Raw genomic sequence first — 21,815 nt, forward strand, 5'->3', positions numbered from 1 at the left:
AGCGGCTCGAGGGCGACGCAGAGCTACGCCAGCGCGCCTGGGATGCGGCTGCGAGCGTGGTCGATCCTGAAATTCCAGTGCTGACGATCGCCGATCTCGGTGTGCTCCGCGATGTCGCTTTCGCCGGCGATGTTGTGGAGGTCGCGATCACGCCGACATATTCCGGCTGCCCGGCTATGAACATGATCGCACTCGAGATCGAGGTCGCGCTGGAGCGCGCCGGATTCCATCATCCAAAGGTCCGCACCGTGCTGTCGCCGGCCTGGACGACCGATTGGATGAGCGAGGAGGGCCGCGAGAAGCTGCGCGCCTACGGCATCGCGCCGCCGCAAGCGTCGAGCTCGCGCCGCGCGCTGTTCGGCGATCAGGTCGTCGTCTGCCCGCAATGCGGCTCGGAGAAGACCGAACTGTTGTCCGAGTTCGGCTCGACCTCCTGCAAGGCGCTCTGGCGCTGCAAGGCCTGCCGCGAGCCCTTCGATTATTTCAAGTGTCATTGAGTGCCAGAATGCCAACCCCATCGTCATTGCGAGCGAAGCGAAGCAATCCAGAACCGTTCCGTGGAGACGGTCTGGACTGCTTCGTCGCTTCGCTCCTCGCAATGACGAGCTTCTAGAGCAATCCCGATGTCCGCAGCCGCACCGCGCTTTCATCGCCTCGCCGTCAACGACCTCCGCCGCGAGGCGTCGGATGCCGTCTCCATGACCTTCGCCATCCCCGGCGAACTCGTCCGGGACTACGCCTTCACGCCCGGCCAGTATCTCACGCTGCGAACCATGCTCGACGGCGAGGAAGTGCGCCGCTCCTATTCCATCTGCTCCGGCCCTGACGACGGCGAGATTCGCATCGCCGTGAAGAAGGTCGATGGAGGCGCGTTTTCGAGCTGGGCCGCGGAGGAGCTGAAATGCGGCGACGAGCTCGACGTGATGACGCCGACCGGACGCTTCGGCGTGGTCGCGCTGGCCGATATCGGGCGCGTCCATGTCGGCTTTGCCGCCGGCTCCGGCATCACGCCGATCCTGTCGATCGTGAAGGGCGTGCTGGCGCGCGAGCCGCATAGCCGCTTCTTCCTCTTCTATGGAAACCGGTCGACCGACAACATCATGTTCCTCGAAGCGCTCGTGGAACTGAAGGACCGCTTCATCGATCGTCTCTCGATCTTCCACGTCATTTCCGGCGAGGAACAGGACATCCCGATCCTGCATGGCCGGCTCGACGGTGACAAGGTGAGGGTGCTGCTGCGCTCGCTGGTGCCGGCCGCAAGCGTCGATCATGTCTTCATCTGCGGTCCCTTGGGCATGAGCGAGGAGATCGAGGCAACCTGCCGCGATCTCGGCATCGCGGACGAGCGTATTCATGTCGAACGCTTCGTCTCCGAATTCGGCGGCAAGCCGCGACCGAAGAAGGCCGTTGCGCCCAACACGCCGCCGAAGGCGATCGCCTCGCTGATCATCGACGGCAAGCGCCGCGACGTGCCGGTCGCCGAGGACGAGGCGATCCTCGATGCTGCGCTGCGCGCCGGCGTCGATCTGCCCTTCGCCTGCAAGGGGGCATGTGCTCGACCTGCCGCGCCAAATTGGTCGAGGGGAGGCGCCGATGGACATCAATTATTCGCTGGAGCCCTGGGAACTGAAGGCCGGCTTCGTTCTGACTTGTCAGGCCAAGCCATCGTCGGAACGGGTCGTGGTCGATTATGACCATGTCTGAGCGGACGTATCAGGGCCCGGCAATGCGAATGCGTCGCATTATTTGACAGCTTGAACTAACCAGCAGAACATCCTGAGCAAACATGTGGCCGGAGGAAGCGCGTGAACGTCAAGGCCGTCTTGTCGCCTGAAGATATTGCTCGCGCCTGCGCCGATGCGATGTGGGCCGAGGACGATGCTTCCAAGGGTCTCGGGATGGAGATCGTCGAGATCGGCCCAGGCTTTGCAACGCTTGCAATGACGGTGCGGCCGGACATGGTCAACGGCCAGCGCATCGCCCATGGTGGCTTCATCTTCACGCTGGCTGATTCAGCTTTTGCGTTTGCCTGCAACTCGCACAATGAACGCGTGGTCGCGGCACAAGGCCAGATCACGTTCATCAAACCGGGCAAGCTTGGCGACCGCCTCGTCGCAACGGCACGGGAGGTCACCCGCGGCGGCCGCTCCGGCATTTACGACGTGCGCGTCACCGCAGGAGATGCCGTTATCGCGGAGTTCCGCGGGCATTCGCGTGTCATTCCCGGCGCATGGTTGCCGGCGCAAGATCAATAAGACGACCAATCAAAAAGAACGAACCAAGGGTATGGGGAAACGAGGGATGGCTCAGACGAGGCTCAGGGAAGGCGGTGGCAGCTATCGTGCCGAGATGGATGCGCATGAGCGCGCCTCCCGCGACGAGATCATGGCGCTGCAGACGCAGCGGCTCGCCTGGTCGCTGAAGCACGCCTACGACAACGTCGCGCATTACCGCAAGGCCTTCGACAAGGCCGGCGTACATCCGTCCGACTTTCGCGAGCTCTCCGATCTTGCCAAATTTCCGTTCACGGTGAAGACGGACCTTCGCGACAACTATCCCTTCAACATGTTCGCCGTGCCGCGCGAAAAGCTGGTGCGTGTGCATGCCTCCTCCGGCACGACGGGTAAGCCGATTGTGGTCGGGTACACCCAAGCCGATATCGACACATGGTCGGACGTCATGGCGCGTTCGATCCGTGCTGCCGGCGGCCGCACCGGCATGATCATCCACAACGCCTATGGCTACGGCCTCTTCACCGGCGGGTTAGGGGTGCATTATGGCGCCGAGAAACTCGGCTGCACCGTGGTTCCGATCTCCGGCGGCATGACCGAGCGACAGGTGCAACTCATCAACGATTTCCGGCCTGATATCATCACGGTGACCCCGAGCTACATGCTGGCGATCCTCGACGAGTTCAAGCGTCAGAAGCTCGACCCGCGCCAGTGCTCTCTCAAGGTCGGCATCTTCGGCGCCGAACCCTGGACCAACGCGATGCGCGGCGAGATCGAGGACGCCTTCGATATGGACGCGACCGACATCTACGGCCTGTCGGAGGTGATCGGCCCCGGCGTTGCGCAGGAATGCATCGAGACCAAGGACGGCCTGCACATCTGGGAAGATCATTTCTATCCCGAAGTGATCGACCCCGAGACCGGCGCGGTGCTGCCGGATGGCGAGAAGGGCGAACTGGTGTTCACCTCGCTCACCAAGGAAGCCTTTCCGGTGATCCGCTATCGCACCCGCGACCTGACGCGGCTGCTGCCGGGCACGGCGCGGCCAGGCATGCGGCGGATGGAGAAGGTGACGGGCCGCTCGGACGACATGATCATCCTGCGCGGCGTCAATCTATTCCCCACCCAGATCGAGGAAGTGTTGCTCGCGACCGACTGGTGCGGCGGGCACTTCATCCTGGAGCTCACCCGCGAGGGGCGCATGGACGAGCTGACCATCATCGCCGAGGCGCGGTCGGAAAGCTGGGACGGCCGGGGGCTGGTCGACCATGCCGACCGGGTTTCGACCCACATCAAGAACACGATCGGGATCAGTTCCAAGGTTCAGATCGTTCCCCCCGACACGCTGGAGCGCTCGCTCGGCAAGGCCAGGCGGCTCTACGACAAGCGGCCCAAGGACTGACTTGACGGATTGACTTGATCCCCTGCAAGGGCGACAAGGCCCGCGATCAATCGCGGGTCATTCGATGTCAGCCACCGATACCAAAACCGTCGAGGCGCGCTGTGTGCGTCTCAATGCCAAGGCCGAGAACGCGGCGGCGATTGCGCCTGATGTCGAGCGTCATACGCTGTCGCGCGGTCCCGACGCTCTCCTGATCGAAGTCAAGGCCGCGGCCGTCAATCCATCCGACGTGAAGGCCGCGACCGGGCTGATGCCCTACGCCGTGTTCCCGCGCACACCCGGCCGCGACTATGCGGGGCTGGTGATCGACGGTCCGGCCGGCACGGTCGGAAACGAGGTGTTCGGCTCCTCCGGCGATCTCGGCATTCGCCGTGACGGCACCCATGCCAGCCATCTCGTCGTCGAAGCCGATGCCGTCGTCGAGAAGCCCAAGACCGTGTCGTGGGACGAGGCCGCCGGCATCGGCGTGCCCTTCGTCACCGCGATGGAAGGCTTTCGCCGCGCCGGCGTGCCGAAGAGCGGCGAGACCGTTCTGGTGTTCGGCGTCAACGGCAAGGTCGGTCAGGCCGCGGTGCAGATCGCGACCTGGCAAGGCGCGCGCGTCATCGGCGTGGTGCGCAAGGCGGAGGCCTATGAGGGCCACGCCAACGCACCGATAGAGGTGATTGACTCCTCTACAACCGACGTCGCCATGCGCGTGCGCGAATTGGCCGGGGGCAAGGGCGCCGACATCGTCTTCAACACGGTGGGCGATCCCTACTTCCAGGCTGCGCACAAGTCGCTCGCACTTCGTGGCCGCCAGATCCTGATCGCTGCGATCGATCGCATCGTGCAGTTCAACATTCTCGAATTCTACCGGGGGCAGCACACCTATGTCGGCATCGATACGCTGGGCCTGTCCTCGGCCGCGACGGGCGCGGTGCTGCGCGACCTTGGCACCGGTTTCGTGAGCGGGCACCTGAAGCCGTTTCCGATCAAGGCGAGCGCCGTCTATCCGCTGGAGCGCGCCAGGGAGGCTTATGCCGCTGTTGCTAGCTCGTCCCGCGATCGGGTTATCCTGAAGCCGTAACACACCGTCATTGCTAGCGCAGCGAAGCAATCCAGAAATGCATCTGCGGAGACAGTCTGGATTGTTTCGCTGCGCTCGCAATGACGGAGAGCGGCGAGAGGTCTGAGAACAATCGATGGAATCGTCCACTCAACTCGTCATTCTTGCCGGCCTCATCGGTCTGATTTACGGTGCCGTCGGCCTGCTCAGCGGCTTCTGCCTGATGAACAGCATGCGGGGCTGGCTCGCAGGGGGAGACGGACGCCTGGTGCGGACTTATGCGCTGGCGATTGCCGTTGCGATCGCAGCCAGTCAGTTCCTCGCCGGCAGCGGAATCGTCGATCTCGGCAAGTCGATCTATCTGCAACAATCGTTTTCGGCGCCTGTGCTGTTCCTCGGCGGCCTGCTGTTCGGCTACGGCATGGTGCTATCGAACGGCTGCGGCTCGCGTGCGCTGGTGCTGCTGGGCCGCGGCAATCTGCGCTCGTTCGTCGTCGTGATCGTGCTTGGCATCGCGGCGCAGATGACGCTCAAGGGCCTGATTGCGCCGGCGCGCATTGCGCTGGTTCAAGCTTCGCAGGCTACGGTGAACACCAACTCGCTGCCGTCCTTGCTGGCGATGGTTGGTCTCGGCGATGCGGTCTCGCGTGCGCTGGCTGCTGCCGCAATCGTCGTTGCGCTGATCCTGTTCGCATTCGCGCATCCGGCGTTCCGTCGCTCACCGGGCCAGATCGTGGCGGGCGTCGTCATCGGTCTGCTGGTTGCGGGCGGATGGTTCGTCAGCGGCTATCTCGGTGCCGATGACTTCAATCCGGTTCCGGTGACCTCGCTGACCTTCATCGCGCCGATTGCGGACGCCCTGCAATACGCCATGCTCTCGACCGGTCTGACGCTGAACTTCGGCATCGCGACGGTCGCCGGCGTCTTCGCCGGGAGTCTGGTCACCGCACTCGCCACGGGCCGCTTCCATCTCGAAGGTTATTCCTCACCGCGCCACATGCTGCGTTCGGCCGGCGGCGCCGCGCTGATGGGAATCGGCGGCGTGATGGCGTTCGGCTGCTCGATCGGGCAGGGGCTCACCGGCGTATCGACGCTGGCGCTGGGTTCGTTCGTCGCGCTCGCCGGCATCCTGCTCGGCACCACGGCCGGCCTGCGCGGCAGCTTGCGCGTTCAGCCCCTCGCGGTGGCCTGACTGCGCAGCAGGCGATCTCCCAGCGTCGCAAGGCCGATGCCGGCGACGATCAGCGCAGCCGCGATGACGAGGCTCTTGTCGATCGGTTCACCGAGCAGGATGGCCGCGCTGGCGATTCCGACGAGCGGCGTCCCGGTGGTACCGAGCGATGTCGTCAGCGCCGAGATGCTCTTGTTGACCATCGACATCGCCCAATAGGCCAGCGCCGTTCCGATCAGGCCGGAATACAGGAAGAGCAGGATGAGCTTCCACGACCACTCGGCGTGCGGAAGACCATCGGTGATTGCCGCTGATGCCGTCAGCACGATCGTTGCGACCAGCACTTGCCAGATCAGCAACTGGAGTGGGGAGGCGATCCAGCGATGTGCGCGGATATAGATGATGTTCGCGGCCCAGGAGATCGCGGCCAGAACGACCATGCCGGCGCCGAGCACGACGTTGGAATTGGTCCAGTCGATCGAGGCCGGGTTCAGAATGACGGCAAGGCCGATCAATCCGAGCAGCGCACCGGCAAGCTTCGGCGCGGTCAGCGTGTCCTGTCCGAGCAGGGGCGCCGCGATCGCGACCCAGAGCGGCGTGGTGTAGCCGAGCACGATGGCCTTGCTCGCGGGCAGAAAGCGTACACCGGCCGCAACCAGCACCGAGAATATCGTCATGTGCAGCAGAGCAACGCTGAGAACCACTGGAATGTCGCGCCGCTCCGGGATCATCAGATTGTTGCTCAGTCCGAGGATCACGAACAATCCGGCCAGCGCGATCCAACTCCGGATCGCCGAAGCCCACAGCGGCGGAAGGAACTGGACGAGCTGCTTCGTGACCGACCAGTTCACGCCCCAGGCCAGCACGACGATCAGAAACAAGCCGATGGCCGCGCGGGGTGAGAGGGAGTTCATCGCAAAATCCTTGAAGCAGTCTTATCAGGCGGATAGCATTCGAATTGGCACCTGAAAAAGGGCCAGATCAGAAAGGAATAAGGTGCCAGTTTCGGAAGGTGTGATCTCCGCCCTGATCGAGCTGAAGCGGACCGACGACGAGGGGCTGGTGGCTCAACTGACAAGCCAGCTCCGGCGCCTGATCGCGAGCGGCCGTCTCGGCAAGGGTCGGGCACTGCCGTCGAGCCGCCGGCTCGCGAGCGATCTCGGCGTCTCGCGCAACACCGTTACCTATGCCTTCGAGCAGCTTGCCGCCGAGGGATATCTCGAGGCGTCGCACGGTCGTCGTCCCGTGGTCACGGTCGACGGCGGCGCACGTGTCGACGGGGCCGGCGCCGCCGCGTCCGGCGCGCGCTCGCGCAAGCTGAGGCTTTCGCCCTGGGCCTCAAAGCTCAAGCAGGCCGATTGGCCGATGTCCTATCAGGCTCCGTTCAAGCCGCTGCGTCCGGGGCACGGCGACGTCAGGGAATTTCCGAACGAGGTCTGGGCGCGTTGCCTCCGCCGCAGCGCAGTGCAGGCGGTGAAGCGCGAACTCGGGTCGGTCAACCGGTCCCGCCTGCGCGAGGCGCTGGCCCACTACCTCGCGACCAGCAGAGGCGTCCGCGCGACGGCGGAGCAGATCATGATCTTGCCGAGCGCACAGGCCGCGCTGACCCTGGTTGCGGCTGCCGTCATCATCCCCGGCGACGAGGTCTGGGTCGAGGACCCCGGCTATCCCGGCGCAGCAGCCGCTTTCCGCGCGTCCGGGGCGCGGCTCACCGGCATCGCGCTGGACGAGCAGGGCATGCAGCGGATGCCGGGCCTCGGCGCTCCAACGTTGATCTTCATGACGCCATCGCACCAGCATCCAACCGGGCGGTTGATGTCGCTGGCCCGCCGCACCGAACTTCTCAGGCTGAGCAGGCCCGGCAAGACCTGGATCGTGGAGGACGATTACGATGGTGAATTCCATTATGACAGCCGGCCGGTGCCCGCGCTGCAGGGCCTCGATACCCATGGCCGCGTGTTCTATGTCGGTACCTTTTCGAAGGCGATGACGTCGGACATCCGGCTCGGCTATCTCGTCGTGCCGCCGGCACTGGTCGGCATGTTCGAGATCGCGCAGCGGCATATCGGGCTGATCGCCGCCAGCCACATTCAGGAGGCGCTGGCCGAATTCATTGCCGACGGACACTTCCTGGCGCATCTGCGCCGGGTTCGCCGGCTTTATCACGCGCGCCGCGATCACCTCGCCGAGGGACTGGAGCGCCATCTCGGTGAGGTGCTTTCGGTCGAGGTTCCCTCGGGCGGCATCCAGCTCGTCGCCCGTCTCAGGCGTAGTCGCACGGATCAGGCGGCGGTGAAGCGGCTGGGCGCGGCCGGAGTCGTGACCCGTGCCCTGTCCAGCCTGGCGCTGGACCGGCCGCGCGATCACGGCCTGCTGCTCGGCTTTGCGGCGTGGCGCGAGAGCGAAATCAGCGCCGCATTGCGGACGATGGCGTCGTGCTTCTAGCTTAGCTTGCTAGTCCACGGCCTTCGTCACGATCCGGATTTCAGATGTCAGCGTCCGGTGCACCGGGCACTTGTCCGCGATCTCCATCAGCTTCTTGCGCTGCTCGGCATCGAGCGCGCCGTCGATCGCGATGTCGCGCTCGATCTGGTCGAGCATGCCTTCGCGGGTCTCGCACTCCTCGCAGTCTTTGGCGTAGATCTTGGAGTGCTTCAGCGTGACCGTGACGCGGTCGAGCGGCAGCGACTTCCGGTCGGCATAGAGCCGCATGGTCATGGAAGTGCAGGCGCCGAGACCGGCGAGCAGGTAGTCGTAGGGGCCAGGGCCGGCATCCTCGCCGCCGGCTGCAACCGGCTCGTCCGCCACCAGACGATGTGGACCGACGGTGATTGTCTGGTTGAACTTGCTCTTGCGGGTCTCCTGCACGATGACCTTTCGCGGTTCGGCGAGATCGATCGGTTTCGCGGGCTTTGCGGCGTCGATGTAGCGGCTCGCCCAGGCGGCGATCACATCGGCCGCGTAGAGCGCATCAGCCGGCTTGCTCAGGAGATGGTCGGCATGGTCGAGCGAGACGAAGCTCTTGGGATGCTTTGCCGCCACGAAAATCCGCGTCGCGTTGTCGATGCCGACGGTGTCGTCGACTGGCGACTGCATCACCAGCAGCGCCTTGTGCAGGCCGGTGACGTCCTTCATCAGCTCCTGCTCGGCGATGTCGTCGAGGAACTCGCGCTTGATCCGGAATGGACGTCCCGCGAGGGACACTTCGACCTCGCCCTGGGCGCGGATATTGTCGACTTGCTCACTGAAAAGGCCGGTGACGTGAGCCGGATCGGACGGCGCCGCAATGGTCGCGACCGCCCTGGCCTCCGGGATTTTTCCGGCTGCGGCAAGGATCGCGGCGCCGCCGAGGCTGTGGCCAATCAGGATCGAAGGCGCCTTGCGTGTCGAACGCAGGTGATCGGCGGCGCGCACGAGATCGGCAACGTTGGAGGAGAACGTCGAATTGGCGAACTCGCCTTCACTGGAGCCGAGCCCGGTGAAGTCGAAGCGCAGCACCGCGATGCCCTTGGCGGCGAGCGCGACCGAGATGCGCTTGGCCGCCAGCGTGTCCTTGCCGCAGGTGAAGCAGTGCGCGAACAGCGCGTAGGCCCCGGGCTCGCCATCCGGCAACTCCAGCGCGGCCGAAAGTTGATGGCCGCCTTCACCGGTGAATTGGAAGCGTTCCGTCGGCATGGGCTCCCCCTCGTGTTTGCCTGATCTAGTCGCCTGAATAACGCTGCTCGGCCCAGGGATCGCCGCGGTTATGATAACCGCGGACTTCCCAGAAGCCCGGCTTGTCGTCGGTGACGAATTCGATCGCCTGAAGCCACTTCGCGCTCTTCCAGAAATACAGATGCGGCACGACGAGCCGCACCGGCCCGCCATGCTCCTTGGTCAGCGGCTCTCCCGACCAGCTATGCGCCAGCAGCGCGTCCTCGGCGGCGAAGTCTTCCAGAGCGAGATTGGTGGTGTAGCCGTCAGAAGAATGCAGCACGACGAAGCGGGCATCTTCGCGCGGCTGACAGGCCGCCAGCAATTCGCGCGTGGCGAGACCTTCCCAAAGATTGTCGTAGCGCGACCACGTCGTCACGCAGTGGATGTCGGAGACGAACTGCTCCTGCTTCTGCGCGGTGAACTCGGCGAAGGTCCAGAACACGGGATTCTCGATCGCACCATAGACATCGAGCCGCCAGCGCTCGCGGGACACCGGGGGCATGACGCCGAGATCGAGCACCGGCCAGTCCTTGGTGAGGTGCTGGCCGGGCGGCAGGCGTTGGTCCTCCGGGCGCGTGATCTTGCCCGTAAGAAAGCGGCCTTCGCGCGCCCATTTCTCCTTGGTGCGCGTCAGCTTGCTGTCGGTTGGTTCGTTGTCGTTGGCCATGACCTGCTCGTGAATGGGCTACTCGTGGCGATGCATCGCAGAGGCGTGCTTGGTGTCGCGCATAGTGGAATAGATGATCAGCGACAGGAAGATAATGCTGGCAAGGTAATAGTAGAACCACTCCTCGTGCCCGATGCTCTTGAAATAGAGCGCAATGGCCGGCGCCGTGCCGCCGAAAACCGAGACTGTGATCGCATAGGGCAGGCCGACGCCGAGGGCGCGGACATTGGTCGGGAACAATTCGGCCTTTACCACCGCGTTGATCGAGGTGTAGCCGGCGACGAACAGCCAGGCGCAGCAGATCAGGATGAACGCTATCAACGGCGACTTCGTCTCCTTCAGCGTCATCAGCAGCGGTACGGTCGCGAGCGTGCCGGCGACGCCGAAGAAGATCAGCAGCGGCTTGCGGCCGATCTTGTCGGAGAGCGCGCCGTAGATAGGCTGGAGAATGGTCGCGAAGATCAAGGTGCCGAAGATCACGAATGTGGTCTGGTCCTCGGTCAGGCCCACCGAGAGCTTGACGAAGGTCTGCATGTAGGTGGTGAAGGTGTAGAACGCTGCGGTGCCGCCGGCGGTGAGGCCGACCACGAGCAAAAGCTCCCGCGGATATTTCAGCAGATTGGTGATCGAGCCGGTCGGCTTGACGACCTTCTTGGCTTCCTCGAAGGCTTCAGTCTCATGCAGATTGCGCCGCATCACCGCGGCAAAGATCGCGAGCCCCGCACCGATTGCAAACGGGATGCGCCAGCCCCAGGCCTTCAATTCCTCTGGAGTCAGGAAGACCTTTTGCAGGAGCAGTAGCACGATGATCGCGGTGAGCTGGCCGCCGATCAGCGTAACGTACTGGAAGCTCGAATAGAAACCGCGGTGCTTGGGATCGGCGACTTCGCTGAGATAGGTGGCGCTGGCGCCATATTCGCCGCCGAGGCTGAGGCCCTCGATGACGCGGGCGAGCGCCAGGATCACCGGTGCGGCGAAGCCGATCGTGGCATAGGTCGGCGTCAGCGCGATGATCAGCGATCCGAAGCACATGAAGACGACCGACAGGGTCAGCGAGATCCGCCGTCCGTAATGATCGGCGATATAGCCGAACAGCCAGCCGCCCAGCGGGCGCATCAGGAAGGTCGCAGCGAACACCACGGCGACGTTCAATTGCTGCACGACGGGGTCGTTGCCGGGGAAGAAGGCAGGCGCGAAGTAGAGCGCGAACGCCGTGTAGGCGTAGAAGTCGTACCATTCGACCAGATTGCCGATCGAGCCGATGAAGATCGCTTTGATCCGGCGCCGGGCGTCGGCGATGTCGATGTGGTCGGAGGCCGGTTTGGTAGCTTGCTCAGTCACGTCCGGCCTTTCCGTATCGCTGTTTGGAAAGGCCTACATCGCCTTTCCCAACAGAAATGGCAACTGGCGGGGGCCTCTCACCGTGCCCTGCGACCAGGTCACGGTGCCTGCCGGATCGAGCCGGAAGTCGGGAATCCGCTTCAGCCATTCCTCCAGCGCGACCTGCATCTCCATCCGCGCCAGGTTGGAACCGACGCATCTGTGGATGCCAAGGCCGAAAGCGGCGTGGCGATTCTCGCGGCGGTCGATCACGACTTTGTCAGCGTCCGGGAACACCTGGGGATCGCGGTTCGCGGCCGGGAACGACAGCAGAACCATGTTGCCCGCCTTGACGGGGCATCCCGAGATCGTGGTCTCCTTGACCACCTCGCGCGCCATCGTCACTGGCGAATAGGCCCGCAGCAGTTCCTCCACCGCGTTCGGAATCAATCCGGGCTCGGCGATCAGGCGCTCGCGGTCGGCCGGCGTCCGGGCGAGATGCCAGAGCGAGGATCCGATCGCGCTCCAGGTGGTGTCGATGCCGGCGATCAGCAGCAGCCGCAAGGAGCCGAGCACGTGGGACTCTTCCAGCGGCTGGCCTTCCTTGTCCTTGGCATTCATCAGATAGGAGATGAGATCGTCGGTCGGCTTGGATCTGCGCTCCTCGATATGCGTCCTAAAATAGGCGCTCATCTCCTGCACGGCCTGGAGCAGCTTGCTCTCGTCCTTGATGCCGAGCTCCAGGATCATGTGGATCCAGTTGATGAAGAGATCGCTGTCGGACTCGGGAATGCCGAGCATATGGGCGATGGCCCGGACCGGGATGTATTTGGCGTAGCGCGCCGCTGCGTCGACCTTGCCGTCGGCGAGGAAGCCGTCGATCAACTCGTTGCAGATCGCGCGCATCCGCGGTTCCAGCTTCTTCATCGCATCGGGCGTGAACGGCGGCAGCAGCAATTGCTTGGCCGGCTTGTGCACGGGCGGATCGGAGGTGATCGGCGGCGCCGCGTTCCTGGCGACCTCCGGCCGCACGTCGCGGACGATGATCCGCCGCGAGGAGAAATGCTCGGTGTCGTTGGCGATCTCGCGCACCGCCTCGTAGGTTGTCGGCATGTAGCAGCCGAGGAAACGCTCGGTATGCACGACCGGGCTCGCGGCGCGCAGCTCGTCCCAGATCGGGAAGGGATCTTCCGTCCACTGCGGATCGGTGTGGTCGAAATCATGAACCCAGTCGGTCACGGGCGGATGGGCGGCGGGCTGGCTGACGTCGGACATATCAGGAAAATCCCTTGGGGCTCGTGTTCGCTGACGGCGTGCAAGCGGGCGCAGGTCGCGCTACTCCTCGATCACATCGATTGCGATTTCCGGACAGTTCGATTTGGCAAGCCAGGCCTTGTCTTCAAGGCCCGGAGGAACGATGCCGTCCCCGGCCTCATGGGCGTTGCCATATTCGTCGAGCTCGAACAGCTCCGGCGCGAGCGCCTTGCAGCGGGCATGGCCCTGGCATTTGTCGGGATCGACGTGAACCCTCAGTCGCTCGGTCATGGCGGCTTCCTCGGCGTATCGCGCGGACCCGAAGGCGCGGCGCGTTCCTCATTTGGGTTATATTCTAAGTTATATCCTATTACATTCGCGGCAGGCTTCCCCTGTCAAGCGCAAACTTATAGGCTTGGCGCAACATGCGTTCACAACCTGCTCGCAAGCCCCTCAACACCTACCACCACGGCGATCTTCGCGACGCCCTGATCAAGGCCGCGCTGCGCGAAGCCGAGCAGGGCGGCGCGGAAGCTATCAGCATCAAGGCGTTGGCCAAACAGCTCGGAGTGTCGCAGCCGGCGCCGTATCGGCATTTTGCCGATCGTGAAGCGCTGCTAACGGCGGTGACGGCGGAGGCGTTCCGGCAGTTGAGTGCACTTCTGCGCGAGGCGATGGCGAAGCCGTCGAAGCAATCGAAACTATCACGGCTGGCTCAGGCAACGCTCGATTTCGGCCTGCGCCGCAACGGCATCTATCGCCTGATGTTTGCGTCCCGCACCGTGTCATGCGCGGCCAAGGGCAGCGAACTGCACGAGGCCACGCGCGAGACGTTTGGGCTCGTGATCGAAGCCTTGGAGGCGCCGGCAGTCGGCCTCTTGCGCGAGCGGCAGGCGCTGAAGATCTGGGCGGCGTTGCACGGCGTCGTGATGCTCGCCGAGCAGGGCCTGTTCACCGGCGAGGCCGCACATGCCACGCGCGAGGAACTGGTCGAGGATTTCGTCAACGAGACGAAGGCTGCTCTCGCGGTTGCGATCAAGGACGCGCGGCGTCAGAAGAAGATCGGCGCTTAAGCTTTCGCTTTCAACAGTTTCATCAGCTTGTCGACCGCACTATCCGGGGTCGTCACAACGGGGCGTCCGGTCGCCTCCGCGACCAGCGACGCCGTCGACGCGATGCTGAACTGCGCGAGCGCAATGACGTCGCAGTTTCGCAAATCCTTCGACGCTTCGACGATCAGCCGGTCGTGCGTGGCGCGGTCGCCGCGGTCGAGTGCCGCCAGAGCGCCCTCGGCAAGCTTTGGTACCACCTGGACAGAGGTCGGAAACTCCGGCGGCATCGAGGCCAGCGTCGGCGGGAACGTCGAGAGCAAGCCGATTCTCTTGCCCATCGTCACGGCACGCTCGATCATGGCCTCGTTCGGCTTGAGCACCGGCATCGGCGCGTGTGCGCGCGAGACAGCTTCGATACAGGGGCCGAAGGCCGAGCAGGTGAACAGGATTCCATCCGCGCCTGTCGCTGCCGCATAGTCGCCGAGCGCAAGGAAGCGCCCGGTCATGGCGTCGTTGAGCACGCTGTCGCGCGCCAGATCCGCCGAGAGACTGTCGTCGAGCAGGTTCATCAGCCGCGCCGCCGGCCACGCCTTTGCGAACGCCGCCTCGATGGGGGCGATGGAATGTCTGAGGGCGTGGATCAGGGCGATGCGCATGGGACGTCTCTTCTCCCTCGCCCCGCTTGCGGGGAGAGGGGCGGGGTGAGGGGAGTGTCCGCGAGGACGGTGAGAGTGGATTCGCGGAGAGTCCCCTCACCCGACCGCTGCGCGGTCGACCTCTCCCCGCAAGCGAAGAGAGGTGAAAGCACCTTTTACTTGAACGGCACCGCGTACATCAAGCCGCCCTTGCTCCAGAGCCCGTTGAGGCCGCGCTCGAGCTTGAGCGGGCTTGCCTTGCCGACATTGCGTTCGAAGATCTCGCCATAATTGCCGCCTGCCTTGATCGCCGTCACCAGCCATTTGTTGTCCAGCCCGAGCCGCGAGCCGAGATCGCCGGAGGCCCCTAACAGCCGCTGGATCGCCGGCGTCTGCGACTTCGCCATCTCGTCGACATTGGCTTGAGTGACGCCGAGCTCTTCGGCTTCGATCAGGCCGTAATGTAGCCAGGTGATGATATCGCTCCAGACTTCGTCACCGTTGCGAGTGAAGGGTCCGAGCGGTTCCTTGCTGATGGTCTGCGGCAGCACGACATAGTCGGCCGCGTTCGGCGCCGCAGTCGTCACCGCACCTGCGAGCGCGGAGGCGTCCTGGGTCATGGCATCGCAGCGGCCGCCGAAGAAGGTCTGGTACATGGTGTCGATGCGGTCGAACACCAGCGGCTTCCAGTCGATGCCATTGGCGCGGCCGTAATCGCCGAGCGTGACTTCATGTGTGGTGCCCTGCGCGACGCAGACGGTGGCGCCCTTGAGATCCTTGATCTCCTTCACGCCAAGGTCCTTCTTCACGACAAAGCCCTGGCCATCGTAGAAGTTGACCGGGCCCTGCCGCAGGCCCAGCGTGACACCGCGCAGATAGGTCTGTGTCGAGTTGCGGTAGAGCACGTCGATCTCGCCGGATTGCAGCGCGGTGAAGCGGTTCTGCGCGGTCAGCGAGACGTACTTTACCTTCGTCGCATCGCCGAGCACTCCGGCCGCAAGTGCGCGGCAATAATCGACGTCGAGTCCCTTGTAATTGCCTTGCGAGTCCGGTGCCGAGAAACCGGCAAAGCCGGCGCTCACGCCGCACACCAGCGTGCCGCGGCTCTTGACCGTGTCGAGCGTCGCCGCCGACGCTGCAACCGTCGATGCGGCGAACACGCCTGCCGCGATAACCACTTTCCTCATCGTGATACTCCCCTCAGTGATTGACACTACGCAATACATTGTCGACGGCCGTGCCGAGCTTGTCGACGATCAGGTCGATCTCCTCCGTGGAGACGATATAGGGCGGCGCCAGCAAGACGTGGTCGCCGCGCACGCCATCCACGGTGCCGCCGCCGGGATAACAGCCGAGCCCGTTGGCGAATGCCTCCGCCTTGATCTTCTGGTTCAGCTTGAGCGCCGGATCGAACGAGGTGCGACTGGCGCGATCGGCGACGAGCTCGATCGCCCAGAACAGCCCGCGCCCCCTGATATCGCCGATGTGGCGGTGGTTGCCGAAGCGCTCGGTCAGCCGCTGCTCGAGCTGCCTGCCGCGCTCCTTGACCCGATCGAGCAGGCCGTCCTCACGGATCACATCCTGCACCGCGAGCGCGGCCGCGCAGGCGAGAGGATGCGCGAGATAGGTATGGCCGTGCTGGAAGGCACCCGAACCGGCGCGGATCGCGTCGATGATCCTGCCGCTCGCGAGCATCGCGCCAATCGGCTGATAGCCGCCGCCAAGCCCTTTTGCGATCGCCTGGATATCAGGGGCAACGCCTTCCTGCTCCCAGGCATGCGTGGTGCCGGTGCGGCCCATGCCGCACATGACCTCGTCGAGAATGAGCAGCGCTCCATGACGGTCGCAGATCTCGCGCATCGCCTTGAAGTAACCGTCCGGAGCGGTCACGGCGCCGGCGGTCGCGCCGACCACGGGCTCGGCGAGTAGCGCTGCGACGGTGTCCGGGCCAAGGCGCTGAAATTCGGCTTCGAGCTCGGCCGCGAGCCGCGCCACGAACTGCGCGTCCGACTCGCCCTCGTGCTTCTCGTGGTAGGCAAAGGCCGGCGTCACGTGACTGAAGGCGTCCGAGAGCAGCGGCGCATAGGGCGCGCGGCGCCAGGCATTGCCGCCGGCGGCGAGCGCGCCGAGCGTGTTGCCGTGATAGCTTTGCCGCCGCGCGATGAAATGCTGCCGCTGCGGTTCGCCGCGCTCGATGAAATATTGCCGCGCGAGCTTGATGCTGGCCTCGATCGCTTCCGATCCGCCACTGACGAAATAGGCGTAAGCGAGACCGCCGGGCTCATGGCCGACCAGCGTTTCGGCCAGTGCCTCGGCCGGCTCGGACGAGAAGAAGGCGGTGTGCGCATAGGCCAGCGTCGAGGCCTGCTTCGCCATCGCCGCGATCACGCGCGGATGCTGGTGGCCGAGGCAGGAGACCGCCGCGCCGCCTGAGGCGTCGATCACACGCCGGCCGTCCTCGGCGAAGAGATAGATTCCTTCGCCGCCGATCGCCTTGGGCGGCGTTTCGCGCAGGGAGCGGTGCAGCACGCGGCTGGTGCGAGTGCTCATGGGTCAACCTTTCTCTGAGACGTAGGTGGAGGCTGCAGCGAGCCGCGCCTCGGTATTCTCCAGGCGCTTCTTTGCGGCTGTGCCGCCGAGCGAGAACGTCACAGCGGCCAGCGATTGCGCGATCGCGATGGCGCCGGTGAGGCTGGGGAAGAAGCCGGGGAGGAGGCTGCTTCGAACAGCAGCACGTGGTCGGCGCCTTCGGCCATCGGCGCCGAGAGGCTGTCGGCGATTGCGATCAGCGTCGCGCCGGCCCGATAGGCGGCTTGTGCCGCGCGGACGCTCGCATGCGTGTAGGGCACGAAGCCGATGACGATGACGGCTTCGCCGGGCCTGAAAGCGCCGAGATCAAGATCGTCAGGGCCGGACGCGCCGACGAGCTGCACCTGTTCGGGACGGAAAAGCCGCAGTTCGTAGTTCAGCAGCTCCGCGACGCTGCGGCAGCTTCGATAGCCGGTGATCCAGATCCGTTTGGCATCGTGCAACGCGCGGGCAGCCTCCACGATCGGTTGGGCCGGGATGCGCGGAAGCCCGGCGGCTTCGGCCGCGAGCTTGTCGGTGACGAGTGCGACATCGGCGTGCGGCCCGTTGCGGCGGCCCTTGGTGCGGCCGGAGAACGGGGAGATCTGCGACGGCCGCCGCGCCTCGGTCAGCGCGGCGCGCAATTCGTCCCAGCCGGAATAGCCGATCGCTTTCGCGAGGCGCGTGAATGCAGCCGGGTCGGCGCCGGCAACGGCGGCGAGATCGCGCATCGAACGGGTGGTGGCATCGTAATCGTTGGCGGCAACGAAGCGGCCGACCTCCTGCAAGCGCAGCGGGAGCGACGGCAGAGCAATGCGCAGTTCGCTCAACGGGGAGGATTTCGCAGGTTCAGCCATGAAACATTTGTTGCATGGAATAATATTTGGTGCAACAGTTGACGTGCGCCGCCGGAAATCGCTGTTTTCAAGAAGGATTTTTGTGCTGTGAGATCAGATGATCCGAGGCCGCCGCCGCGCCGTCGCCTCTTCGCTGCGCTCGGGCCGAACGCGTTGATGGGCCTTTTCTGGCAGGTGCTGGTGGTCGGGATCGCAGTCGCGGTCATCGCATTCCTCTGGTCCAACACCGTCACCAACCTCTCGGCGCGCCGCATCACGACCGGCTTTGCGTTCCTCGGCCGTGAGGCCGGCATGCCGATCGCCGACAGCCTGCTCGCGTACAATCCGAGGGACAGCTATCTTTGGGCCTTCGTCGTCGGCATCGCCAATACTTTGCGCGTCGCCGTGATCGGCATCGTGCTCGCGAGCATTCTCGGCACGCTGATCGGCATCTCGCGGCTGTCGGCCAATTGGCTGCTGTCGCGACTTGCCGCGGTCTATGTCGAAACACTGCGCGACATCCCGCTGCTGCTCCAGCTCCTGTTCTGGTACGTGCTGATGCAGGCACTACCGGCCGCGCGTGCGGCGTGGCGACCGGTCGAGGGCGTATTCCTGTCAAATCGCGGCCTGATCCTGCCCGCGATCCCGGTCGGCTCGCCGCAGCTCTGTGTGATTGGAACGGCGGTGCTCGGGCTTGCCGTGTTCTATCTCATCCGGCGCTGGCAGATCGCGCAGCAGATAAGTGACGGCAAGCCGCGGCCGGCCTGGCCGTTTGCGGTCGGCCTGATCGTTGCACTGCCGGTGCTGGTGTCCGTGCTGCTCGGTGTGTCCTGGACGATCGAGTGGCCTGCGTTGCGCGGCTTCAACTTCGTCGGCGGGCTGACACTCGCGCCGGAATATTTCGCGCTGGTGATCGCGCTCGTCACCTACACATCGGCCTTCATCGCCGAGATCGTGCGCAGCGGTATTCAGTCGGTGCCGCGCGGGCAATGGGACGCGGCCAAAGCGCTCGGCCTGCGCCGCAGCTTCATGCTGCGGCAGATCATCCTGCCGCAGGCCTTGCGTGTCATCGTGCCGCCTATGACGAGCCAGTATCTCAACCTGACCAAGAACTCCTCGCTCGCTGTCGCGATCGGCTACCAGGACGTGGTCTCGATCGCCAACACCACGCTGAACCAGACCGGTCAGGCCATCGAGGCGATCGCACTCATCATGGCGGTATTCCTGACCATCAGCCTCTCGATCAGCTTCTTCATGAACTGGTACAATTCGCGCATCGCGCTGGTGGAGCGCTGATCATGACTGGGATCACCGACATTCCGGACGCACCGCGTGCGGCCCGCCGTCCCCAGATCGGCAACCCGGTGCTGCGTTGGCTCCGCACCAATTTGTTCTCGTCGATCCCGAACGGCATCCTCTCGGTGGTGCTGCTGGCGGTGCTTGGGAAAGGCATCTTCAGTTTCGTGCAGTGGGGTATTGCCAACGCGGTCTGGTTGACGCCGGCCAACGATTCCAGTGCCTGCAAGGCGGTGCGCGGCGTCGGCGCCTGCTGGGCGATCATTCCCGAGAAATATCGCTTCATCCTGTTCGGCACTTATCCGTTCGACGAGCAGTGGCGTCCGGCGCTGTCGGTGCTGGTTTTCATCGCGCTGTTCTATCTCTCGACCCGACGCGCCCTGTGGCGGCGCGAACTGGCCTATCTCTGGATCGGCGCCCTGGCGCTGATCAGCGTGCTGATGTGGGGCGGCGTGTTCGACCTGAGCTTCGTCTCGCAGGACCGCTGGGGCGGATTACCGGTGACGCTGATGCTGGCGACGTCAGGATTGGCATTCGGTTTCCCGCTCGGCATCCTCGTTGCGCTTGGCCGTCGCTCGAAACTGCCGGCGATCCGTTCCGTCAGCGTGCTCTATGTCGAACTGATCCGCGGTGTGCCGCTGGTGAGCCTGTTGTTCATGGCGAGCGTGATGTTTCCGCTGTTCATGCCCAACGGCTTCAACATCGACAAGCTCTTGCGTGCGCAGGTCGCGATCATCCTGTTCGCGGGGGCCTATCTGGCGGAAGTCATCCGCGGCGGGCTGCAGGCCGTGCCCCGCGGGCAATATGAGGCCGCCGATGCGTTGGGGTTGTCCTATTGGCGCAAGCACCGGCTGATCGTCCTGCCGCAGGCCATCCGCCACGTCATCCCGCCGCTGGTCAACACCTTCATCGCCTTTTTCAAGGACACCAGCCTCGTGCTGATCATCGGCATCTTCGATCTGCTGACGACGGCCAAGACCGCGATCATCGATCCCGCTTGGCAGCAATTCTCGGTCGAGGTCTACATCTTCGTTGCCGCGATCTACTTCGTCTTTTGCTTTGCGATGTCGCGCTACAGCCGGAGCCTGGAAGCGACGAGCGGCAGGTGAATTTCTTTGCCTCTCCCCGCGTGCGGGGAGAGGCAGCGTAGTGTGCGTAGGGCGAGCAGCTCTCCTTACTTCTTCACCCGCGGATCGATCGGCGTTGTCCCGCGCACGCCTAGAATGTCCTCCAGCACCTTCGCGCCGGCTATGACCTGCGCGTCCGCGCGGGGCGCGCCGACCACCTGCATGCCGACCGGCAGGCCCGAGGCGGTGAAACCGCAGGGCAGCGACAGCGCGGGGCAACAGGCAAGGGTAATGGCGTAGACGATGCCGAGCCACTCGACGTAATTGTCGAACCGCTTGCCGGCGCATTCGGCGACGTAGCGGTGCTCGATCGGGAAGGGCGGCACGATCGTCGTCGGCACCAGCAACAGATCGTAGGTCTTGAAGAACTCGACCGCGCGCGCGGTCATGTCGACGCGCTGGGCTTCGGCGCGCGTGAGTTGCTCGACCGTGAGCTTGAGGCCCTCTTCGATATTCCAGATCACCTCGGGCTTGAGCAGATCGCGCTTGGTGCGCAGCAGATTCGCCTTGGTCATCGCGAAATCGAAGGCGCGCAGCACGTGGAAGCATTCATGCGCCTCGCGCCAGTCCGGATGTGCCTCCTCGACGATGGCGCCGGCCTCCGCGAAGCGTTCGGCGGCCTTGCGCGTGATCGCCTTCACCTCGGGATCAACAGGCGTGATGCCGAGATCCGGCGAATAGGCGATGCGCTTGGGCTTCTTCGCCGTTCGTGCCGCCGACAGGAACGAGGTCGCTGGCGCCGGCAGCGACAGCGGATCGGCCGCGTAGTCGCCGCTCATGGCATCCAGCAGCAGTGCGAGATCTTCGACGTTGCGCGCCATCGGGCCGAGGACGCCGAGATTGCGGTCGACGGCCGCTTTCGGCGTATGTGCGACGCGGCCGATGCTCGGCCGCATGCCGGCGATGCCGCAGAAGGCCGCCGGGCTGCGCAAGCTGCCGCCCATGTCCGAACCCTGCGCGAGCCAGGCCATGCCGGTGGCCAGCGCGACCGCCGCGCCACCGGAGGAGCCCGCCGCTGATTTGGAAGTGTCCCAAGGATTGAGCGTCGCGCCGAACACTTCGTTGAAAGTGTTGGCGCCGGCGCCAAATTCCGGCGTGTTGGATTTTGCGTAGACGACCGCGCCGTTGGCCTCGAGGTTCTCGACCACGATGTCGGAGGTCGCAGCGATGCTGTCCTTGAAGATCGGCGAGCCCTGCGTGGTCAGCACGCCCGCAACGTCGGTCAGGTCCTTGATCGGCACCGGCAGGCCCGCGAGCAGCCCGCGCGCGCCGGCCGGCTTTTGCATCAATGCCTTGGCGCTATCCCGCGCGCGATCGAAGCACAGCGTCGGCAGCGCATTGACCTTGCCGTCGACCTCACCGATGCGCTTCTCCAGCGCATCCAGGAGCTCGAGCGGCGAGACGTCGCCGGAGCGCAGCTTGTCGACGACGGTGCAGGCCGTTTCGCGGATCAGGTCTTGAGACAACGATCTTACTCCTACTCTTGCAAAATGCCGGTATGTGTGGCGCGTG

General features: G+C 64.6%; 18 protein-coding genes and 3 pseudogenes. 10 read left to right on the forward strand and 11 right to left on the reverse strand.

Annotated elements, in window-relative coordinates:
- Nucleotides 1–11 precede the first annotated feature (11 nt).
- The 6 genes and pseudogenes from paaD to ACQ86E_RS23905 all read left to right on the forward strand — a co-directional run.
- Nucleotides 12–497 (forward strand): annotated as a pseudogene (gene paaD, locus ACQ86E_RS23880) (1,2-phenylacetyl-CoA epoxidase subunit PaaD); the annotation flags it as partial.
- Between the two features lie 126 nt (nt 498–623).
- Nucleotides 624–1,704, forward strand: a pseudogene (paaE, locus tag ACQ86E_RS23885) (1,2-phenylacetyl-CoA epoxidase subunit PaaE).
- 101 nt (nt 1,705–1,805) lie between these two features.
- On the forward strand, nt 1,806–2,255 hold the full coding sequence (gene paaI, locus ACQ86E_RS23890; RefSeq protein ID WP_431202068.1) for a hydroxyphenylacetyl-CoA thioesterase PaaI: 450 nt from the start codon (nt 1,806–1,808) through the stop codon (nt 2,253–2,255).
- Nucleotides 2,256–2,301: 46 nt separating this feature from the next.
- Nucleotides 2,302–3,633 (forward strand): phenylacetate--CoA ligase PaaK, encoded by a 1,332-nt coding sequence (gene paaK / locus ACQ86E_RS23895; RefSeq protein WP_431202069.1) that lies wholly within the window; start codon nt 2,302–2,304, stop codon nt 3,631–3,633.
- Between the two features lie 64 nt (nt 3,634–3,697).
- On the forward strand, nt 3,698–4,702 hold the full coding sequence (locus ACQ86E_RS23900; RefSeq protein WP_431202070.1) for a quinone oxidoreductase family protein: 1,005 nt from the start codon (nt 3,698–3,700) through the stop codon (nt 4,700–4,702).
- Between the two features lie 115 nt (nt 4,703–4,817).
- Nucleotides 4,818–5,873 (forward strand): YeeE/YedE family protein, encoded by a 1,056-nt coding sequence (locus ACQ86E_RS23905; RefSeq protein ID WP_431202071.1) that lies wholly within the window; start codon nt 4,818–4,820, stop codon nt 5,871–5,873.
- Here ACQ86E_RS23905 and ACQ86E_RS23910 read toward each other — a convergent pair.
- The gene (locus ACQ86E_RS23910; RefSeq protein WP_431202072.1) at nt 5,852–6,766 is read right to left on the reverse strand and encodes a DMT family transporter; all 915 of its coding nucleotides are present in this window, start codon (nt 6,764–6,766) and stop codon (nt 5,852–5,854) included. The genes ACQ86E_RS23905 and ACQ86E_RS23910 overlap by 22 nt on opposite strands.
- A gap of 82 nt (nt 6,767–6,848) precedes the next feature.
- Between ACQ86E_RS23910 and ACQ86E_RS23915 the strand changes: the two genes are divergently transcribed.
- The gene (locus ACQ86E_RS23915) at nt 6,849–8,297 is read left to right on the forward strand and encodes a PLP-dependent aminotransferase family protein (protein WP_431202073.1); all 1,449 of its coding nucleotides are present in this window, start codon (nt 6,849–6,851) and stop codon (nt 8,295–8,297) included.
- Between the two features lie 9 nt (nt 8,298–8,306).
- Here the strand turns inward: ACQ86E_RS23915 and ACQ86E_RS23920 are convergent, their stop codons facing one another.
- Genes ACQ86E_RS23920 through ACQ86E_RS23940 form a run of 5 tightly spaced genes read right to left on the reverse strand, consistent with a single transcriptional unit; the run spans nt 8,307 to nt 13,080 of the window.
- Nucleotides 8,307–9,527 (reverse strand): bifunctional alpha/beta hydrolase/OsmC family protein, encoded by a 1,221-nt coding sequence (locus ACQ86E_RS23920; protein WP_431202074.1) that lies wholly within the window; start codon nt 9,525–9,527, stop codon nt 8,307–8,309.
- A 25-nt stretch (nt 9,528–9,552) separates the two neighbouring features.
- Nucleotides 9,553–10,215, reverse strand: coding sequence for a sulfite oxidase-like oxidoreductase (locus ACQ86E_RS23925; protein WP_431202075.1), 663 nt, complete (start codon nt 10,213–10,215; stop codon nt 9,553–9,555).
- Between the two features lie 18 nt (nt 10,216–10,233).
- A complete protein-coding gene (locus ACQ86E_RS23930) occupies nt 10,234–11,556 on the reverse strand; it encodes an MFS transporter (RefSeq protein WP_431202076.1) in 1,323 nt (440 codons plus the stop codon).
- A gap of 33 nt (nt 11,557–11,589) precedes the next feature.
- Entirely contained in the window at nt 11,590–12,810 is a 1,221-nt protein-coding gene (locus ACQ86E_RS23935) for a cytochrome P450 (protein ID WP_431202077.1), read from the reverse strand.
- A 60-nt stretch (nt 12,811–12,870) separates the two neighbouring features.
- Entirely contained in the window at nt 12,871–13,080 is a 210-nt protein-coding gene (locus ACQ86E_RS23940) for a ferredoxin (protein ID WP_015687579.1), read from the reverse strand.
- Nucleotides 13,081–13,214: 134 nt separating this feature from the next.
- Between ACQ86E_RS23940 and ACQ86E_RS23945 the strand changes: the two genes are divergently transcribed.
- The gene (locus tag ACQ86E_RS23945) at nt 13,215–13,862 is read left to right on the forward strand and encodes a TetR/AcrR family transcriptional regulator (protein ID WP_431202078.1); all 648 of its coding nucleotides are present in this window, start codon (nt 13,215–13,217) and stop codon (nt 13,860–13,862) included.
- Here the strand turns inward: ACQ86E_RS23945 and ACQ86E_RS23950 are convergent.
- The 4 genes and pseudogenes from ACQ86E_RS23950 to ACQ86E_RS23965 all read right to left on the reverse strand — a co-directional run bounded on the left by ACQ86E_RS23950 (nt 13,859) and on the right by ACQ86E_RS23965 (nt 17,901).
- Complete coding sequence (locus tag ACQ86E_RS23950; protein WP_431202079.1) at nt 13,859–14,497, reverse strand: aspartate/glutamate racemase family protein; 639 nt, start codon at nt 14,495–14,497, stop codon at nt 13,859–13,861. The genes ACQ86E_RS23945 and ACQ86E_RS23950 overlap by 4 nt on opposite strands.
- Before the next feature lie 155 nt (nt 14,498–14,652).
- The gene (locus ACQ86E_RS23955) at nt 14,653–15,663 is read right to left on the reverse strand and encodes an amino acid ABC transporter substrate-binding protein (protein ID WP_431202080.1); all 1,011 of its coding nucleotides are present in this window, start codon (nt 15,661–15,663) and stop codon (nt 14,653–14,655) included.
- A gap of 13 nt (nt 15,664–15,676) precedes the next feature.
- Nucleotides 15,677–17,026: an aspartate aminotransferase family protein gene (locus tag ACQ86E_RS23960; protein WP_431202081.1), complete on the reverse strand. Its 1,350-nt coding sequence runs from the start codon at nt 17,024–17,026 to the stop codon at nt 15,677–15,679.
- A gap of 3 nt (nt 17,027–17,029) precedes the next feature.
- Nucleotides 17,030–17,901: pseudogene (locus tag ACQ86E_RS23965) on the reverse strand (MurR/RpiR family transcriptional regulator).
- An 87-nt stretch (nt 17,902–17,988) separates the two neighbouring features.
- Here ACQ86E_RS23965 and ACQ86E_RS23970 point away from each other — a divergent pair.
- A complete protein-coding gene (locus ACQ86E_RS23970; RefSeq protein WP_431202082.1) occupies nt 17,989–19,176 on the forward strand; it encodes an amino acid ABC transporter permease in 1,188 nt (395 codons plus the stop codon).
- A gap of 2 nt (nt 19,177–19,178) precedes the next feature.
- Nucleotides 19,179–20,285 carry an amino acid ABC transporter permease gene (locus ACQ86E_RS23975; protein ID WP_431202083.1) on the forward strand — a complete coding sequence of 369 codons (1,107 nt, stop codon included), beginning with the start codon at nt 19,179–19,181 and terminating at the stop codon, nt 20,283–20,285.
- A gap of 65 nt (nt 20,286–20,350) precedes the next feature.
- Here ACQ86E_RS23975 and ACQ86E_RS23980 read toward each other — a convergent pair whose 3' ends face one another.
- Nucleotides 20,351–21,769, reverse strand: coding sequence for an amidase (locus ACQ86E_RS23980; RefSeq protein WP_431202084.1), 1,419 nt, complete (start codon nt 21,767–21,769; stop codon nt 20,351–20,353).
- Nucleotides 21,770–21,815 lie beyond the last annotated feature (46 nt).

This window comes from Bradyrhizobium betae (genome assembly GCF_050632175.1).
GTDB lineage: Bacteria > Pseudomonadota > Alphaproteobacteria > Rhizobiales > Xanthobacteraceae > Bradyrhizobium > Bradyrhizobium betae_B.

What these genes read in the sequence shown, in the direction of transcription:
- ACQ86E_RS23955 (WP_431202080.1), bottom strand. Translation starts at nt 15,663, where the DNA reads ATGAGGAAAGTGGTTATCGCGGCAGGCGTGTTCGCCGCATCGACGGTT.
- ACQ86E_RS23975 (WP_431202083.1), top strand. Translation starts at nt 19,179, where the DNA reads ATGACTGGGATCACCGACATTCCGGACGCACCGCGTGCGGCCCGCCGT.
- ACQ86E_RS23905 (WP_431202071.1), top strand. Translation starts at nt 4,818, where the DNA reads ATGGAATCGTCCACTCAACTCGTCATTCTTGCCGGCCTCATCGGTCTG.
- ACQ86E_RS23920 (WP_431202074.1), bottom strand. Translation starts at nt 9,527, where the DNA reads ATGCCGACGGAACGCTTCCAATTCACCGGTGAAGGCGGCCATCAACTT.
- ACQ86E_RS23960 (WP_431202081.1), bottom strand. Translation starts at nt 17,026, where the DNA reads ATGAGCACTCGCACCAGCCGCGTGCTGCACCGCTCCCTGCGCGAAACG.
- ACQ86E_RS23950 (WP_431202079.1), bottom strand. Translation starts at nt 14,497, where the DNA reads ATGCGCATCGCCCTGATCCACGCCCTCAGACATTCCATCGCCCCCATC.
- ACQ86E_RS23900 (WP_431202070.1), top strand. Translation starts at nt 3,698, where the DNA reads ATGTCAGCCACCGATACCAAAACCGTCGAGGCGCGCTGTGTGCGTCTC.
- paaK (WP_431202069.1), top strand. Translation starts at nt 2,302, where the DNA reads ATGGCTCAGACGAGGCTCAGGGAAGGCGGTGGCAGCTATCGTGCCGAG.
- ACQ86E_RS23945 (WP_431202078.1), top strand. Translation starts at nt 13,215, where the DNA reads ATGCGTTCACAACCTGCTCGCAAGCCCCTCAACACCTACCACCACGGC.
- ACQ86E_RS23910 (WP_431202072.1), bottom strand. Translation starts at nt 6,766, where the DNA reads ATGAACTCCCTCTCACCCCGCGCGGCCATCGGCTTGTTTCTGATCGTC.
- ACQ86E_RS23925 (WP_431202075.1), bottom strand. Translation starts at nt 10,215, where the DNA reads ATGGCCAACGACAACGAACCAACCGACAGCAAGCTGACGCGCACCAAG.
- ACQ86E_RS23940 (WP_015687579.1), bottom strand. Translation starts at nt 13,080, where the DNA reads ATGACCGAGCGACTGAGGGTTCACGTCGATCCCGACAAATGCCAGGGC.
- ACQ86E_RS23935 (WP_431202077.1), bottom strand. Translation starts at nt 12,810, where the DNA reads ATGTCCGACGTCAGCCAGCCCGCCGCCCATCCGCCCGTGACCGACTGG.